At 69.1% G+C, this 15,906-nt stretch carries 16 protein-coding genes; 9 read left to right on the top strand and 7 right to left on the bottom strand.

All coding sequences use genetic code 11. The features are described from left to right. Nucleotides 1-6: 6 nt before the first annotated feature. Nucleotides 7-414, top strand: coding sequence for a BON domain-containing protein (locus HWX00_RS19595; protein ID WP_175027501.1), 408 nt, complete (start codon nucleotides 7-9; stop codon nucleotides 412-414). Nucleotides 415-466: 52 nt separating this feature from the next. After that, the gene (locus tag HWX00_RS19600) at nucleotides 467-1,090 is read left to right on the top strand and encodes a DUF4142 domain-containing protein (RefSeq protein ID WP_124608348.1); all 624 of its coding nucleotides are present in this window, start codon (nucleotides 467-469) and stop codon (nucleotides 1,088-1,090) included. A 6-nt stretch (nucleotides 1,091-1,096) separates the two neighbouring features. Here HWX00_RS19600 and HWX00_RS19605 read toward each other — a convergent pair whose 3' ends face one another. The 3 genes from HWX00_RS19605 to HWX00_RS19615 all read right to left on the bottom strand — a co-directional run bounded on the left by HWX00_RS19605 (nucleotide 1,097) and on the right by HWX00_RS19615 (nucleotide 2,649). Continuing rightward, entirely contained in the window at nucleotides 1,097-1,600 is a 504-nt protein-coding gene (locus tag HWX00_RS19605; RefSeq protein WP_175027502.1) for a PRC-barrel domain-containing protein, read from the bottom strand. A 30-nt stretch (nucleotides 1,601-1,630) separates the two neighbouring features. Next, entirely contained in the window at nucleotides 1,631-2,062 is a 432-nt protein-coding gene (locus HWX00_RS19610) for a CBS domain-containing protein (protein ID WP_034191673.1), read from the bottom strand. Nucleotides 2,063-2,400: 338 nt separating this feature from the next. Continuing rightward, on the bottom strand, nucleotides 2,401-2,649 hold the full coding sequence (locus HWX00_RS19615; protein WP_049028583.1) for a hypothetical protein: 249 nt from the start codon (nucleotides 2,647-2,649) through the stop codon (nucleotides 2,401-2,403). A gap of 143 nt (nucleotides 2,650-2,792) precedes the next feature. On the opposite strand from HWX00_RS19615, the gene HWX00_RS19620 reads away from it, so the two are divergent. From HWX00_RS19620 to HWX00_RS19640, 5 genes are all read left to right on the top strand, one after another. After that, nucleotides 2,793-3,092, top strand: a complete 300-nt coding sequence (locus HWX00_RS19620; RefSeq protein WP_049028584.1) for a hypothetical protein — start codon at nucleotides 2,793-2,795, stop codon at nucleotides 3,090-3,092. A 304-nt stretch (nucleotides 3,093-3,396) separates the two neighbouring features. Next, nucleotides 3,397-3,708, top strand: coding sequence for an ATP-binding protein (locus tag HWX00_RS19625; protein WP_034191672.1), 312 nt, complete (start codon nucleotides 3,397-3,399; stop codon nucleotides 3,706-3,708). A 203-nt stretch (nucleotides 3,709-3,911) separates the two neighbouring features. After that, nucleotides 3,912-4,793, top strand: coding sequence for a MipA/OmpV family protein (locus tag HWX00_RS19630; RefSeq protein ID WP_049028585.1), 882 nt, complete (start codon nucleotides 3,912-3,914; stop codon nucleotides 4,791-4,793). A 95-nt stretch (nucleotides 4,794-4,888) separates the two neighbouring features. Next, nucleotides 4,889-6,586: a VRR-NUC domain-containing protein gene (locus HWX00_RS19635; protein ID WP_175027503.1), complete on the top strand. Its 1,698-nt coding sequence runs from the start codon at nucleotides 4,889-4,891 to the stop codon at nucleotides 6,584-6,586. Continuing rightward, nucleotides 6,583-8,883, top strand: a complete 2,301-nt coding sequence (locus tag HWX00_RS19640; RefSeq protein ID WP_034191397.1) for an ATP-dependent DNA helicase — start codon at nucleotides 6,583-6,585, stop codon at nucleotides 8,881-8,883. Before HWX00_RS19635 ends, HWX00_RS19640 begins: the two co-directional genes overlap by 4 nt. 24 nt (nucleotides 8,884-8,907) lie before the next feature. Here HWX00_RS19640 and HWX00_RS19645 read toward each other — a convergent pair whose 3' ends face one another. Further along, complete coding sequence (locus HWX00_RS19645; RefSeq protein WP_034191396.1) at nucleotides 8,908-9,678, bottom strand: IclR family transcriptional regulator domain-containing protein; 771 nt, start codon at nucleotides 9,676-9,678, stop codon at nucleotides 8,908-8,910. A gap of 115 nt (nucleotides 9,679-9,793) precedes the next feature. Between HWX00_RS19645 and HWX00_RS19650 the strand changes: the two genes are divergently transcribed. Continuing rightward, nucleotides 9,794-10,408: a hypothetical protein gene (locus HWX00_RS19650; protein ID WP_175027504.1), complete on the top strand. Its 615-nt coding sequence runs from the start codon at nucleotides 9,794-9,796 to the stop codon at nucleotides 10,406-10,408. Nucleotides 10,409-10,500: 92 nt separating this feature from the next. Here HWX00_RS19650 and HWX00_RS19655 read toward each other — a convergent pair whose 3' ends face one another. Next, nucleotides 10,501-11,802, bottom strand: a complete 1,302-nt coding sequence (locus HWX00_RS19655) for a UDP-N-acetylglucosamine 1-carboxyvinyltransferase (RefSeq protein ID WP_124608344.1) — start codon at nucleotides 11,800-11,802, stop codon at nucleotides 10,501-10,503. Between the two features lie 202 nt (nucleotides 11,803-12,004). Further along, nucleotides 12,005-13,312 carry a shikimate transporter gene (gene shiA / locus HWX00_RS19660; protein WP_049028589.1) on the bottom strand — a complete coding sequence of 436 codons (1,308 nt, stop codon included), beginning with the start codon at nucleotides 13,310-13,312 and terminating at the stop codon, nucleotides 12,005-12,007. 356 nt (nucleotides 13,313-13,668) lie between these two features. Between shiA and HWX00_RS19665 the strand changes: the two genes are divergently transcribed. Further along, a complete protein-coding gene (locus tag HWX00_RS19665; RefSeq protein ID WP_034191392.1) occupies nucleotides 13,669-14,796 on the top strand; it encodes a 4-hydroxyphenylpyruvate dioxygenase family protein in 1,128 nt (375 codons plus the stop codon). 263 nt (nucleotides 14,797-15,059) lie between these two features. On the opposite strand, the gene HWX00_RS19670 is transcribed toward HWX00_RS19665, so the two are convergent. Next, entirely contained in the window at nucleotides 15,060-15,725 is a 666-nt protein-coding gene (locus tag HWX00_RS19670; RefSeq protein ID WP_175027505.1) for a cation diffusion facilitator family transporter, read from the bottom strand. Nucleotides 15,726-15,906: the final 181 nt, after the last annotated feature.

Here is a 15,906-nt window from a genome sequence, read left to right on the forward strand (position 1 = left end):
GCATCGATGGATGCAGCGGAAACCAGGCGGTGCAACGGCGCGGGCAGCAAGCAGGCGCGGCGGCGCATGCGGCCGGTCGTGTCGATCGCGAGCCTGCTGATGCTGTCGTGTGCATGGATCGCGACACCCCGTCATGCAGCGGCCGACGAGAGCGTCGGTGCGAAGCTCGCGAGCCAGGCGTCGGCCGTCGGCGGCCAGATCCGCGATGCGACGCTCGCGTCCCGCGTCAGGGCCGCGCTCGTCGCCGAACGCGGATTGGCGTCCGGCGACATCGACGTCCAGGTTCGTCATCGTGTCGCCGAACTGTCGGGCAGCGTGCCCGACGAACGGCAGCGCGCGACCGCGATCCGCGTGGCGCGCGACGTCGACGGCGTACGCGGGGTGAGCGACAAGCTGCAGATCCGCCGGAAGTAACGTGACGCGCGGGCAGCGCCGGCCCGCTCCGTCGCGGCACACGGAGGTCAGGATGACCAGGAGCCCGAGAAAACGGCACGGTCGCCCGCGGGTGACCCTCGCGCTGGCTGCCGCCGTCGGCGTACTGGCGCTGGCGTATTCGCACGCGCAGACGCCGCCCGCGTCGTCGATACAGGTCGCGCCGGGCGTCGTCCGTCCCGGCACGACCGCCGACGAGGCCGGCATGACGCAGCGGCCCACCGGCATCGATGCCGAGTTCGTCGACAAGGCAGGCATGCTCGACAAGGTCGAACGGCAAGCCAGCCAGCTCGCGCTCGACCGTGCGTCGAATCCCGCCGTGAAGGCGTTCGCGCGCCGGATGATCGACGATCACGCCCGCATCGCCGGCGAATTGCGGCAGCTCGGCGCGCAAAAGGGCGTACCGGTGCAGGCGCGGATGCTCGTCGATCCGGCGGTGACGGCATTGCGGACAAAGGAGGGCCATGCGTTCGACACGGCATATGTCGCGCTGGCGGGCCCGCGAGCGCATGAGGAGGCGATCCGGCTGTACGAAGCCGAAGCGAGGAACGGCCGTGATCCGCAGCTTCGCGCGTTCGCGGCCGGCACGCTGGCGACGCTGAACGCGCATCTGGCCGCCGCGCGGCAACTCGCGCGGACCGTCGCGGCCGCGCACTGACCGGCATCAACGGCGCCGCTTGGCGTCCTCGGGACCGTCCGGCGACGCCTCGTGCGGCGGCGAGTCGAGCGCCGTTTCGCCTTCCTCGATCAGCCAGTACGGCGCACTGCCGTAGTACGCATGCAGCGCCCCGGCCCAGTCCGGATCGGCCATCGCGGGCCAGCAGTCCGGGTCGAAGCCGGGCGCGTCGCGCACGAGTTCGGTCGCGACCGGCAGCACGAAGCATGTGCGCTCGACGTCGAGCACCAGCATGCTCCACGGCACCGCGAGCAGCTTGCCGCCGAGCCCGCGTATGCCACCCGACGCGACGACCGCGTAGGCGACGCGGCCGGCCCGCACGTCGAGCACGATGTTCGCCACCTGGCCGATGTCGTCGCCTTCCATCGTCAGCACGCGATCGCCCGCGAGCGTCCGGGCGGCCATCACGTCAGGCCCCGGCCCGCGGCCGGTCGGGCGGCGATCGCCGCCCACGATGCGCGTGTCGCCGCGCGACGCTCTGTCCATAGTCATCGATCTTCTCCTGGTCGAAGCCGGGGGCGGTCAGCGCCGGCGCGGCAGCGACACGTCCTCGAGCGTATTGGCCAGCTCGTCGCGTTCGGGGCCGCCCGCGCGTGTCGCGATGTCGCCGAGCGACACGATGCCGACCACCCGGCGGTCGCGGTCGAGCACCGGCAAGCGATGCAGTTGCACGTCGGCCATCCGTTGCTGAACGTCGCCGACGCCGTCGTCCTCGACACACCACTGCACGGGCGCGGATGCGACGGCCAGCACCGGCGTATCGGGCGCATGGCCGTGCGACAGCCCGCGCACCGCCAGGTCGCGGTCCGTGACGATCGCGACGAGTTCGGTGCCGTCGCAAACGGGCAGCACGCCGATATCGAAGCGCTGCATCAGTTCGGCTGCATGGCGAATCGTGTCGGTCGGTGCGACGCACACCACGTCGCGCGACATGATCTCGTTGACGCGATACATGAACGCCTCCTTCGTGAGCAGGACGAAACGGGAGCAGATGCCGTGCCGCGCGCACTGCGCATGCGCCGGGCCTCGACGGCCGCGCAACGGAGAAATTTGCCAGCCCGCTTGTACATCTTCCACGGCGGCTGCCGCGACGGGCGGCGCGAAACGTCAGTGGCCGACGCCCGTCATGACGACGATGGCCAGCACCACTGCGCTCTCGATGGCGGCCAGCGCGGCGACGCCGGCGGCGCCGCTGATCTCATGCCATCTGCGTTCGAGGTGTTTCATCAGATCGCTCCGAATGGATCCGGCCCGCCGATGCGGCGGTGCGCATCGCGAGCCGGGTGCCGCCGTCAGCCGTGATCGCGGGGCGGGGAAGGGTCGTGCGGCGCGCGACGTTCGTGCTTGCCGGACGGCTTGGCGGGGTCGATACGGGTCGCGCCGCCGACGGCGGGCGGATCGCTGGCCGGAAACGTCTCCTCGAGCCCTTCGTCGATGCGTTCCTCCGTCTTGTCTTCGGACGGCGGGCGCGACGGGGCGAGACGGAACGGTCCGGCAGCCGGTGACACGGCGTCGCGGCGGCCGGTGGCGTAAGCGGTCATGGTCGAACCTCCTTGGTCATGGATGCACGCGCAAGCGCCGTGCCCGCGACGGGCCGACGGCACGACGCTTGCGCGCCGGGGAATCCGGACGCGCACGCGGGACATGAGCCGCGTGCCGTCCGCATGGACAAGAGGACATCGTGATGAATGCAACCAGGGAAAGGATACGTTACGACGCGAACGTCTGCGGCGGCGATTTCGCCAGCGTGCGCGCGCGATTCGCCGCGTGGAAGCGCGAATCGCTGGTCTATCGGCCCGAGCGGCGGATGTTCGACGGCAAGGACGAGGTACGCGAACTGAACGACACCGTCTACGACGGCCCCGAGCGTGCGCAGCGGGCGCTCGTCGCGCATTGCGCGCCGTCCGATCCGTTCGCGCTCGCGGTTCGGCTGAACGCGGAGGGGCGCATGATGTGGCTGGTGATGGCGGCCTATGACGACTGAGCGGCCGCATGCATGACGGGTAAGAGCGGGCACGCCGCTTGCGCGCGCTCGCGGCGCCATCGAGAGGCGCGCGCCGTCGCGCAGGAGAAACATGAAGACGCCATCCACGCTGCACCGCCCCGAACCGACGACCCCCGACGTCGACCCGCATCCGGTACCGCCCGGACCCGACGATCCGGTCGACCCGCCCGTGCCCGACGGGCTGCCGCAGGGCGACCCGCCGTCGAACCCGCCGCCGATGCGGATGCCGGGCGGAAGCGGGGCGCCACAACCGGCCGCGCGAACACTGAAAAGGAGGACCGTCATGGACATTCACGTGCAATCACCCGACAAGCGCGCGATCGCTCAGGTGCTGGGCCGCTATTTCGAATCGCGTTCGCTGCGCTATCACATCGAGGAACTGCCGGGCGGCGTGCTGCAGATCGGCTTTCGCGCCAGCGGCCGCCCGGCCGCCGTCACCGTGTCGTTCGACGATGCCGCGTACGACGCTTATACGCACTGGGACGCCAGCCAGAAACAGCTGGCGCTCGGCCGGCTCGCCGACGGCTTCTCGCGAATGATGTCGTCGCGCAGCCCGGCCGCGCTGGCCGGCGACTATCACGTCGAGCGTTTCTGATTCCGCCATCCAACACCGGCGCGTGCCGGAATCCGGCAAAGTGCCCGCGCACAACGGGCGCTTTGCGTCTGCGCGCGTGTCGCGTAGGATGTCCGTTAATTCAGCGCACGCTACGTTCGCGCAGCACGCTGCCGGCCGGTGCCGCCGACGACGCGCGATGCGCTTTCCCCCAGGTTCGTTTCGCGCAACCGACGGAGACCACCTTGGCCACAGTTGCTCGCCTGTTGCTGTCACCCGGCACCCGCCGGTTCGTATCCGGTCTTTCGGCATTCGCGGCGCTCGCCGCGTCCGGCGCCCGCGACGCGTCGGCCCAGACGCCTTCGCCGCTCGGCGAATGGCAATACTCGGCGGGCGTGCCGCTCCAGAAACTGTTCGACCCGAACATTCCGACCTGGCAGGTCAGCCTCGGCGCCGCGATGACGCTGCAGCCCCGCTACGCGGGCTCGGATCGTTATCGCGTGATGGGCGGCCCGAACGTCGACATCCGCTACCGCGACCTGTTTTTCCTGTCGACGGGCGAAGGCCTCGGCGCGAACGTGCTGCGCGGGCCGAACTGGCGCGTGAGCCTGTCGGTCGGCTATGACCTCGGGCGCCGCTCGGCCGACGATCTCGGCCACCTGAACGGCCTCGACAACATCAATGCGGCGCCCGTGATGAAACTGGCGGCCGATTACGTGATCTCGAAGGATTTCCCGCTCGTGCTGCGTGCGGATGTCCGGCGCAGCATCGGCGGCTCGAACGGCTGGACCGGCGATTTCTCCGCGTACATGCCGATGCCGGGCAGCAACGAGAATTTCTTCTGGTTCGCGGGGCCGACCGTGTCGTTCGCCGACTCGCGCTACATGAACAGCTGGTTCGGCGTGAACCCGGGCGCCGCCGCGCGCTCCGGGCTGCCGGCCTATTCGTCGGGCGCGGGGATCAAGTCGGCCGGCGTCGGCGTGACGATGGTGTGGTTCGTGAACAAGCACTGGTTCGTCACGATGGACGGCGCGCTCGAGCAGCTCGTCGGCCGCGCGGCGCGCAGCCCGATCACGCAGCAGTCGACCAACGGCGTGTTCGACATGTCGGTGAATTACCAGTTCTGACCGCGCCGGGCCGCGGAGGGCCGATGCCGCACGCGGCATCGGCCGTCACATTTGATATGATTCCGACCTGTACAAACGTACAGTGATCGATCTCCGTGACGCCTGCTTCGCCGACGCCCCCGGCGTTTTACTACCTGACCAATTTCGAACGCGCGCTGGCCTGGCTCGGCGAGCGTTACGACGACCTGTTCGACGCGCACGAGCACACGTTCGTCCGGCAGTTCGCGACGCTGCCGCAGCCGTCGCGCGCGCTGCTCGTGCGGATGCTGATGCGCAGCGGGTCCGACTTCCGCGCGAGCAAGCTCGTGTACGACGAAATCGGCTGCACGCTCGACGCGGCCGCGCCGCTCGTCGCGCTCGGCTGGGTCGACCCGGCGCCCGCGCTCACGCTCGACGCGCTGTTCGCGCTGTCGACCAAGGCCGACCTGCTGCACATCTTCCCGTCGCTCGCGGCGCATGCGGGCGAGCGCAAGCCCGAATGGCTCGAACGGCTGCGGGCCACGTACGACGACACCGCGCAGCCGCTCGACGCGTGGTGCGCGCAGGCCGGCGACCGTGTGCTGCGCGTGACGGTCGGCGCATTGTGCGACCGGCTGCGGCTGATGTTCTTCGGCAATCTCCATCAGGACTGGAGCGAGTTCGTGCTCGCCGATCTCGGCGTGTTCCAGTACGAAAGCGTGCCGATCGCGCCGTCGTCGCGCGCGTTCCAGCAGCGCGGCGACGTCGACGCGTATCTCGCGCTTCAGACGTGCCGCGACGCGCTCGATGCGTGGCCCGACGACGTGCCGTTCGACGACCTGACGCGCGCGATCGATGCGGTCGGCTGCGCGCAGCCATGGCTCGCGACGCGTCGCGCGAAACTGCTGTTTGCGCTGGGGCAGACCTGCGAGCGGCGGGCCGACTGGGACGCCGCGCTCGATGCGTATGCACGCAGCGCGTGGCCCGGCAGCCGCCACCGGCGCATCCGCGTGCTCGAGCGCTGCGGGCGCGACGCCGACGCGCTCGCGCTGGCGCTCGATGCGCGCGGCCGCTTCGAGAGCGACGAGGAACGCCAGCGCGTCGAGCGCATGCTGCCGCGTCTGCTGCGCCGCGCCGGCCAGCGCGTCGAACGTGCGGCAGCCGCGGCCGACGTGCCGCGCGAGACGCTCGTGCTCGCGCGTCCCGACGCGTTCGTCAGCGTCGAATTCGCGGTGCGCGATCATCTCGCGCAGCCGGCGGCGCCGGTCCATTACGTCGAAAACACGCTGATCAATTCGCTGTTCGGCCTGCTGTGCTGGGAGCCCGTGTTCGCGGCCGTGCCCGGTGCGTTCTTCCACCCGTTCCAGCGCGGCCCGGCCGACCTGCACGCGCCCGATTTCGCCGTGCGCCGGGCGGACGCATTCGACGCCTGTTTCGCGCAGCTCGATTCGGGCGCGTACCGTGACACGATCCGCCGGCATTTCGCGGCGAAGGCAGGGTTGCAGTCGCCGTTCGTATTCTGGGGCGTGCTGACCGACGCGCTGCTCGAAGAGGCGCTCGCGTGCCTGCCGCCCGAGCACCTGCGGCTGTGGTTCACGCGCCTGCTCGCGGATATCCGCAGCAACCGCTCGGGGCTGCCCGATCTGGTCCGCTTCTGGCCCGATGAGCGCCGTTACGAGCTGATCGAGGTGAAAGGCCCCGGCGACCGGTTGCAGGACAACCAGACGCGCTGGCTCGCCTACTGCGTCGCGCACGGCATGCCGGTGCGCGTCGTCGACGTGGCATGGGCCGGCGAGGGCGTGGCGCGCGCGGAAGCGGCGGGGCTGTCCGCATGAGCTACGTCGTCGCGGTGCGTGCGATGTGCGAGTTCACCGCGCGGCGCGGCGATCTCGACCTGCGCTTCACGCCCGCGCCGACCGCGCTCGAAGGCATCGCCGGTCACGGCGCGGTCACGTCGAAGCGCGGCGCGCGCTACGAAACCGAGATCGCGCTGACGGGCACGTGGGGCACGCTCACCGTGCGCGGCCGCGCGGACGGCTACGATCCCGTGGCGAACCGCATCGAGGAAATCAAGACCTATCGCGGCAGCTTAGACGCGATGCCGGCCAACCACCGCACGCTGCACTGGGCGCAGGCGAAGGTCTATGCGCACCTGATGTGCGACGCGCGCGGCCTGAAGGAAATCGACGTCGCGCTCGTGTATTTCGACATCGTGTCCGAGCGCGAGACCGTGCTGACCGAGACGCTCGATGCCGGCACGCTCGCCACGTTCTTCGCCGAGCAATGTGCATGCTTCGTCGGCTGGGCCGAGCGCGAAACGGCTCATCGTGCCGCACGCGACGCGGCGCTGCGTGCGCTGGCATTTCCGCACGGGCAGTTCCGCAGCGGCCAGCGCGAGCTGGCGGTCTCGGTCTATCGCGCGGCGCGCGACGCGCGCTGCCTGATGGCGCAGGCGCCGACCGGCATCGGCAAGACGCTCGGCACCGTGTTTCCCCTGCTGAAGGCGTGCGGCGAGGGCGAACTCGACCACGTATTCTTCCTGACCGCGAAAACGCCCGGCCGGGCGCTCGCGCTCGAAGCGGCGACGACGCTCGGCGCCGGCACGCGCGCGCTGCCGCTGCGCGTGCTGGAACTCGTCGCGCGCGACAAGGCGTGCGAGCATCCGGACAGCGCGTGCCATGGCGAATCGTGCCCGCTCGCGAAAGGCTTCTACGACCGGCTGCCGGCCGCGCGCGATGCGGCGATCGAGGCCGGGCTGCTCGATCGCGATACCGTGCGCACGGCCGCGCGGGCTCACGACGTCTGTCCGTACTACCTGTCGCAGGAACTCGCGCGCTGGTCGGACATGGTGATCGGCGACTACAACTACTACTACGACGGCAGCGCGATGCTGCATACGCTCGCGCAGCAGAACCAGTGGCGCGTCGGCGTGCTCGTCGACGAAGCGCACAACCTGCTCGACCGCGCGCGCAGGATGTACAGCGCGTCGCTCGATCCGTTCGCGTTCGCGGCCGCCCGCGAAGCTGCGCCGGCGGCGCTGCGCAAGGCGTTCGACCGGCTCGCTCGTGCCTGGGGCACGGTCAATCGCGCGCAGACCGAGCGTTATGCCGCGTATCCGGACGTGCCGGGCCCGATCGTGTCGGCCGTGCAGAACCTCGTCGCGGCGATCGGCGAACACCTGACCGACGCGCCGCGCGCGAACGGCGATGCGCTGCTGCGATTTCATTTCGACGCGATCCAGTTCGGCGTACTCGCCGAAGCGTTCGACAGCGCATCGATCTTCGACGCGACGCTGCATGGCGAACCGATGCCGCGCCAGCCGGCGCTCGATGGCGTCGCCTCGGCGAGCCGGCGCCGCCGCGTCCAGTCGACGCTGTGCGTGCGCAACGTGATTCCGGCCGGCTTTCTGGCCGCGCGCTACGACACCGCACGCGCGACCGTGCTGTTCTCGGGCACGCTGAGCCCGTTCCATTTCTATCGCGACACGCTCGGGCTGCCGAGCGATACCGGCTGGCTCGACGTCGACGGGCCGTTCCGCGCCGAGCAGCTGACGGTGCGCGTCGCGAGTCACGTGTCGACGCGCTGGCGCGATCGCGACCGGTCGCTCGAACCGATCGCCGACCTGATCGCCGCGCAATACGCGACGCGGCCCGGCAACTACCTCGGTTTCCTCAGCAGCTTCGACTACCTCGGGCGCGTGGTCGCGCTGATGCAAACGCGCCATCCCGACGTGCCCGTATGGGCTCAGGCGCCCGGCATGGCCGAAAGCGAGCGCGACGCGTTTCTCGCGCGCTTCGACGCGGGCGGGCGCGGCGTCGGCTTCGCCGTGCTGGGCGGGGCGTTTTCGGAAGGCGTGGACCTGGTCGGCGAGCGGCTGATCGGCGCGTTCATCGCGACGCTCGGGCTGCCGCAGGTCAACGACATCAACGAGCAGATGCGGCGCACGATGGAGGCGCGTTTCGGCAACGGCTACGACTACATGTACCTGTATCCGGGCTTGCAGAAGGTCGTGCAGGCGGCCGGGCGCGTGATCCGCACCGAGCACGACGAAGGTGTCGTGCACCTGATCGACGACCGGTATCGCAGGCGCGAAGTACGCGACCTGCTGCCGCGATGGTGGCGGATCGGATGACGGAGCCGGTGGGGCTGCCCGCCGCTACAGCACGTTGAGCATCGCGAGTGCGGCTTCCTGCAGGTGCGGCAGCACGCGCCGCACGGCTGCGTCGGCCGTCTCCGCGCCGATCGGCATGTTCGTGCTCAGTGCGGCGACCACTTCGCCGTGACGGTTCTTCAGCGGCACCGCGATCCCGCGCACGCCGACCTGCAATTGCTGCTCGATCGCCGCGAAACCGGCGTCGCGCGCATGGTCCACCTGTTCGAGCAGCCGCGCCTTGTTGGTGATCGTATGCGGCGTGAACGGCGGCAGTTCGGTTTCGTCGAGCCACGCGCGCACGGCCTCGCGATCGGGGTGATGGGCGAGCAGCACGACCCCCGGCGACGTCAGCGGCGCCGGCACGCGTGCGCCGAGCACGAAGCCGGTCGTCATCACCCGCGACACGCCATTGCGCGCGATGAACACCAGTTCCCAGCCATCGAGCACGCTGACGTACGCCGATTCGTTCAGCGACGCGCTCAGTTGTTGCAGATAGGGCTGGACCGTGCGCGGCAGACGCGCCGAATCAAAGTACGACCAGCCGACCCGCAGCACGCGCGGCGTGAGGCCGTACAGCTTGCCGTCGGTGTACACGTAGCCGAGCGATTCGAGCGTCAGCAGGTAGCGCCGCGCGGCCGTGCGCGTGAGGCCCGTGCGGGCGGCGGCCTGCGTGGGCGTCATGCGTGCGTGCTGGCTGTCGAAGGCTTCGAGGATCATCAGGCCTTTTTCGAGGCCGGCTATCCAGTCACGTCGGTCGAGCTCGGGCTTTTTCATCGGTGGATGGCGGAACGCGTGTGCGCGGTGAGCGCGCATAATTGGGCGATTATCGCGCAGATCGACCGGGCTGGCGAAGCCGCGCTAGAATCGCCGCTCCGACTGGAACAGAACAATGAAAATCCGAGAATCCGCCCTGGCCGCGCTCGCCGCGGCCGTGCCGCTGCTTGCCGCGGCGAATCCCGCGACTGGCGACGCAACCCTCTCCAAACCGGCCGTCGACATCCGTGCGTGGCCCCGCATGGCGTCGCCGGCATTCGGCTGCTACGTCGAAACGACGTTCGGTTACCGCGACAAACGCTTCAATTGCGCGCTCAAGAAGTACCGGAACGCGGGCGACGCATGCAAGAACACGAAGGCGTACTACGAAGGCCCGGCGTTCCCCGACCGGCTTGCGGCCAGCGTGCATCCGCTCGCGACGAAGGTCGACCTGGACTGGGAGCATGGCAACCTGCAAATGGTCACGGTCACGCTGAAGGGAACGTGGAACGAAGCGGAGGTGCGCAAGGCATTCGGGCTGCCGCGTGCGGAGGGAAGCAAGCTGACCGAGGCGGAACTGCGGTCCCAGCCGGGCAATGTGATGGATACGAGCGTCCAGTATCCGTCGGCCGCGCTCGATGAACGCCTCGCGAAGCGGCCGAGCAACCCTGCACGCGGCACGACGGCCGTGATGCTCAATGGATTCGACCACATGGGCGCCGGCGACGCCGATTGCAGTGGCGGCGAGTAACGCGGGAAGGGGGCCTGGCAGAGGCCGGCGGCCGGTCAAAGCCGCCAGGTGAACGCGGCGCCCGAATCGCGCGCGCCGCGTGCTTCAGCGCGTTACTCGCTGCTTGTCCACTCGACGTTCGCGCCGACCGACCGCAGGTTCTCGACGAAATGCGGATGCGCGCGGCGAATCGGCAGCGCGTTCATGATTTCCGAGCGGCCTTCGATGCTCGCGGCGACCATCAGCAGCGCGATCGCGACGCGGATGATGTACGGGCTCTCGACGCGTGCCGGCGTCAGTTGCAGCCCGCCGAACGTGATCAGCCGGTGCGGATCCGACAGCAGCACGTGCGCGCCGAACTTCGACAACTCGCCGGACCAGCCGAGCGCGCCGTCGTAGACCTTGTTCCAGAACATCGCGCTGCCTTCCGCCCGCACGCCGAGTGCGATGAAGATCGGCAGCAGGTCGACCGGCAGGTACGGCCACGGCGCGGCTTCGACCTTGGTCAGGATGTTCTGCGTGAACGGCCGGCGCACGCGCAGCGGGCCGTCGCGTTCCGCGCGCGACCAGCCGTCGCGGTGCGTGACGTTGACGCCGAACTTCGCGAACGTGCGATCGATCAGCGGGAAATGCTCGGGCGACGAGTTGCGCACCGTGATGTCGCCGCCGGTGATCGCGCCGAGCGCGAGGAACGTCGCGATCTCGTGGAAATCCTCGGCGAAGCGGAACTCGCCGCCGCCGAGCTTGCCGCCGCCCGTCACGCACAGCCGCGACGTGCCGATGCCCTCGATCGTGACGCCGATCATCGCGAGGAACTGGCAGAACTCCTGCACGTGCGGCTCGGACGCCGCGTTCATCAGCGTCGACGTGCCGCTCGCGGCCGTCGCGCACAGCGCGAAGTTCTCGGTGGTCGTCACCGACGCGTAGTCGAACCAGTGATCGTTGGCCGTCAGCGGGCCGTCGGTGCGAACGATCAGCGAATCGGGCGTGCGCTCGATGTGCGCGCCGAAGCGCTCGAATACCTCGACGTGCGGGTCGATCTCGCGCACGCCGAGCGTGCAGCCCTTCACGTCGTTCTCGAGGCGCGCGACGCCGAAGCGCGCGAGCAGCGGCGGAATCAGCATGATCGACGAGCGCATCGCCTCGGGCAGCCGGTGGACGGCCGGATCGAACCTGGTGTTGCGATGGTGGAGTTCGAGCAGGCCGGTCGTGAAGTCGACCGACACGTCGCTGCCGAGCGTGCGGAAGATGTCGAGGATCTTGCGCACGTCGGTGATGTCCGGCACGCCGACGAGGCGCAACGGCTGATCGGTCAACAGGGTGGCGCACAGAATCGGCAGGACGGCGTTCTTGTTCGCGGACGGCTTGATGTCCCCGCGCAGCGGAGTGCCGCCGTGGACGATGAGATTCGACATGATATGGGGGCGTATCGGTGACTGACGTAGGCCCATATGATGCCATTGGTCGGCCGGTGGCGTGGAATGTTCAGAGGGGAAAAGGGGGAATCGGGCGCGCGATTGACGGTGTTTGACGTTGGCCCGCGATACGGCGGTCGATTGCCCGCCGACGCACGAAAAATGGCCGGCAGCGAGTCGGGCCGGCCACGCACTCATTCCCTCACCCCGCCGCGCGCATTCGCGCGGCGACCACCAGCGAGATCAGGCAGCCCACCGCGAGATAGCCTGCGACCAGGTGCCACGAACCGCCGGCCAGGCTGACGAGGCCGACCGCGATGAACGGCGTGAACCCGCCGCCGACGACGCTCGCGAACTGGTAGCCGACACCCGCGCCGCTATAGCGGTACTCGGCGCCGAACAACTCGGTGAACAGCGGCTGCTGGACGCTTACGACCATGTCGTGCGCGGCGTTCGCCAACAGGATCGAGAAGATCACGATCCAGGCGATCGACCGCGCCTCCAGCGCGACGAAGAACGGCACCGCGGACGCGAGCCCGATCAGCGCGCCGATCAGGTAGATCCGGCGCAGGCCGTAACGGTCCGCCAGCCACGCGAAGCACGGGATCGTCACGCAGCTCACCGCGCCGACCAGCAGGCCGATGTTCAGGAACAGGTCGCGCGACATGCCGAGGTTCGTCGTCGAATAGCTGAGCGCGAACGCGGTGACGATATACATCGTGAACAGTTCGGCGAGCCGCAGCGCGATGATCAGCAGGAACGCCTTCGGATGGCGCGTCAGTGCTTCCAGCACCGGCAGGCGAAGCTTGCGATTGCCGTGCTCGACCTTCTCGACGAACTCCTGCGACTCGTCCATGTTCTTGCGGACCCACAGCCCGATCAGCACCAGCACGATGCTGAACACGAACGGCAGGCGCCAGCCCCACGACTTGAACGCGGCCTCGCCGAGCGTATGACTCAGGATCGACACGATGCCCGTTGCCAGCACGAGGCCGACACCGTAGCCGACCTGCACGCCGCTGCTGTAGAACGCCTTCTTTTGCTTGGGCGCGCTCTCGACGGCCATCAGCGCCGCGCCACCCCATTCGCCGCCGACCGCGAAACCCTGGATCGCGCGCATCAGCACCAGCAGCACGGGCGCCCACCAGCCGATCGTCGCGAATGTCGGCAGCAGGCCGATCGCGACCGTCGACAGCCCCATCAGCATCACGGTCAGCACCAGCATCCGCTTGCGCCCGAGCCGGTCGCCGTAGTGACCGAACACGACGCCGCCGAGCGGCCGGAACAGGAAGCCGACGCCGAACGTCGCAAACGCCGCGAGCGTGCCCATCGTCGGACTGACTTTCGGGAAGAACTCGGAATTGAATACCAGCGCGGCGACGATCCCGTACAGCAGGAAGTCGTACCAGTCGACGACGGCGCCGACGAAGCTGCCGATCGCGGCCTTGCGGGCCTGGTTGCGGGCTCGGGCGCCGGCCGCGGCGTCGAGGGTGTCGAAGGTTGGGGTCATGGCGGTGTCTCCTGGCACGGCGCATCGTGGAATCGTGGCGGCGCCGCGTTCAATGCTGCATTGAAGTCGATGGGTGAACGGAGAATAGGGTGCGCGCCGCATGGCGGCAATTGGCCAAACGGACGAAATGCGCGATTATCGTTCAAATTCGTGCGATTATCGAACGCTTTTCGGGTTTGCACTAGGCGTCGTGACGATATCCCGTTCGGCCAGGGTGTGCCGTCGTGAACGATCTGGTTAAAATCTGCAGCATCGACAATTCGCCCGTTCGGCGCGGATGCGTGGTCCACCATCAGCCGCGCACGCCGCACGCGACGGGCGCCATCCCCATCGACCGCATGCCCCCGGAGACTGGAATGCCCGGCAATTCCCACCCCCTGCCCAGCGATACGCCGCCCGTTGCCGATCCGGCCGCCAATCCGCTCGGAATGGCCGGCCTCGAATTCGTCGAATTCGCTGCGCCCGTGCCGGAGGCGCTCGCGCAGCGCTTCGAGCAGCTCGGGTTCAAGGCGATTGCACGCCACGTCAGCAAGAACGTCACGCTGTACCGGCAGGGGCAGATGCACTTCCTGATCAATGCCGAGCCCGATTCGTTCGCCGCGCGCTATGCGGAGGAATACGGGATGGGCGTCTGCGCGATCGGGTTGCGGGTGGCGAGCGCCCGGCGCGCGTTCGAACGCGCGATCGAGCTCGGCGCGTGGGCGTTCGAGGGTGAAAAGGTCGGCGTGGGCGAGCTGAAGATCCCGGCGATCCAGGGCATCGGCGATTCGCACCTGTATTTCGTCGACCGCTGGCGCGGGCGGGGCGGCCAGCGCGGCGGCGTCGGCGACATCTCGATCTTCGACATCGATTTCCGGCCGATCGACATCGCCACCGCGCACACCGATCTCGACTGCGTCGGCGTCGGCCTGCAGCAGGTCGACCACTTCACGCAAACCGTCGGCGCCGGGCGCATGCGGGAGTGGCTGGATTTCTACCATGACCTGCTGCATTTTCGCGAGATCCACGAAATCGATGCCCACTGGCATGTGTCCGAGGAATCGCGTGTGATGGTGTCGCCGTGCGGCGCGGTGCGGATTCCGGTCTACGAGGAAGGCACGCGGCGCACCGAGCTGATGCACGCGTATCTGCCCGATCATCCGGGTGAGGGCGTGCAGCACGTCGCGCTGGCCACCGACGACATCCTGTCGTGCGTCGATGCGCTGCGTGCGAACGGCGTCGAATTCATCGAGCCGCCCGCGCGCTATTACGACGACGTCGATGCGCGGCTGCCGGGGCACGGCGTCGATCTCGATGCGCTGCGCCGCCGTGCGGTGCTGGTCGACGGCGAGATCGGCAGCGACGGCGTGCCGAAGCTGTTCTTCCAGACCTTCGTGAAGCGCCGGCCCGGCGAGATTTTCTTCGAGATCGTGCAGCGCCAGGGGCACCACGGGTTCGGCGAAGGAAACCTCGCGGCGCTCGCCCGCGCGCGCGCCGCCGGCTGAGCGGTCAGGCGCCGGAGCACACGGCGCGCACGCACCCGCGCGCGATCTTTTCGAAGGCGGGTGTCACGCGGCAGGCAACGCTCATGCGGATTCCGCTCGGAAGTGCGGTGCCGCTCGGGGAAGTGGCCGGGCTATCGGCATCGGGCGAGGGGTCGTGAATTGCGCGGTGGCGACGGCCTTCTGCAAAAGAGGCTCGCACCGTGCGAGCCTCTTCTTCATGCCGTGCCGCCGAGGGCATGTATCGGACGTTCACCCCGCCGCGTTCACGATCCGCGCGTCGATCGATTCGCCCACCCGGCGAGCGCCGGCCATTGCGCGCAGCCGCGCCGGACGAACCCGGCGCCCGTGCGGATCACGAGCGCGCCGATCGCGAGCGCGGCCACGTCGTCAAGGCGGGCGAAGCCGACCAGCGCCGCGCTCATCGCGAGCGCCGCCAGCAACGACGACAGCGCATCGGTACGCACATGCCAGCCGGTTGCCTCGAGCAGCGCGGAACCGGTCTCGCGCGCCTTGCGCAGCATCCAGTGCGACAACGCGGCCTTGCCGACGAGCGTGACGGCAACGAGCGCGAGCGTCGCCGCACCCGGCTGCACGACGGGCGGCGCATCGAACCGGTTCATCGCCTGCCAGATCATCTGCGCGCCGGTCGCGACGAGCAGCGCGCCGAGGCCCGCGAGCGCGAGCGGTTCGTAGGTCGGACGCCGCTCCGGCGGCAGGCGTGCGTCGAGCCGGCATGCGACGAGGATCAGCGCATCGGCCGCGAGGTCGATCGCGGCATGCGCGACATCCGCGAGCAGCCCCGACGAATGCGCGGACCACGCCGCGGCCGTCTCGGCGGCGAGCAGCATCAGGTTGATCGCGAGGCTGACGGCGAGGGCGCGCGACGTGGCCGCATAAAGGTGGGGCGTGGCGCGAGACGTGCGCTGCATGGCGGATTCGTCTGTCGATAGCGTGGGTCAGCCCCGAACGCTACCGGTCGACGGTGGCAGATCCATGACAGTCGATGCGGCATCACCGGTCTGCACTGCGCGTGCATCGGCCGGGTTCCGCGATCTTCGGTTTTTCAGTTGACACCGCAAGGCAGGGCGGCCGGCTTTCCAGCGCAGCTGT

Source organism: Burkholderia seminalis DSM 23518 (assembly GCF_902832885.1).
GTDB classification, from domain to species: Bacteria; Pseudomonadota; Gammaproteobacteria; order Burkholderiales; family Burkholderiaceae; genus Burkholderia; species Burkholderia seminalis.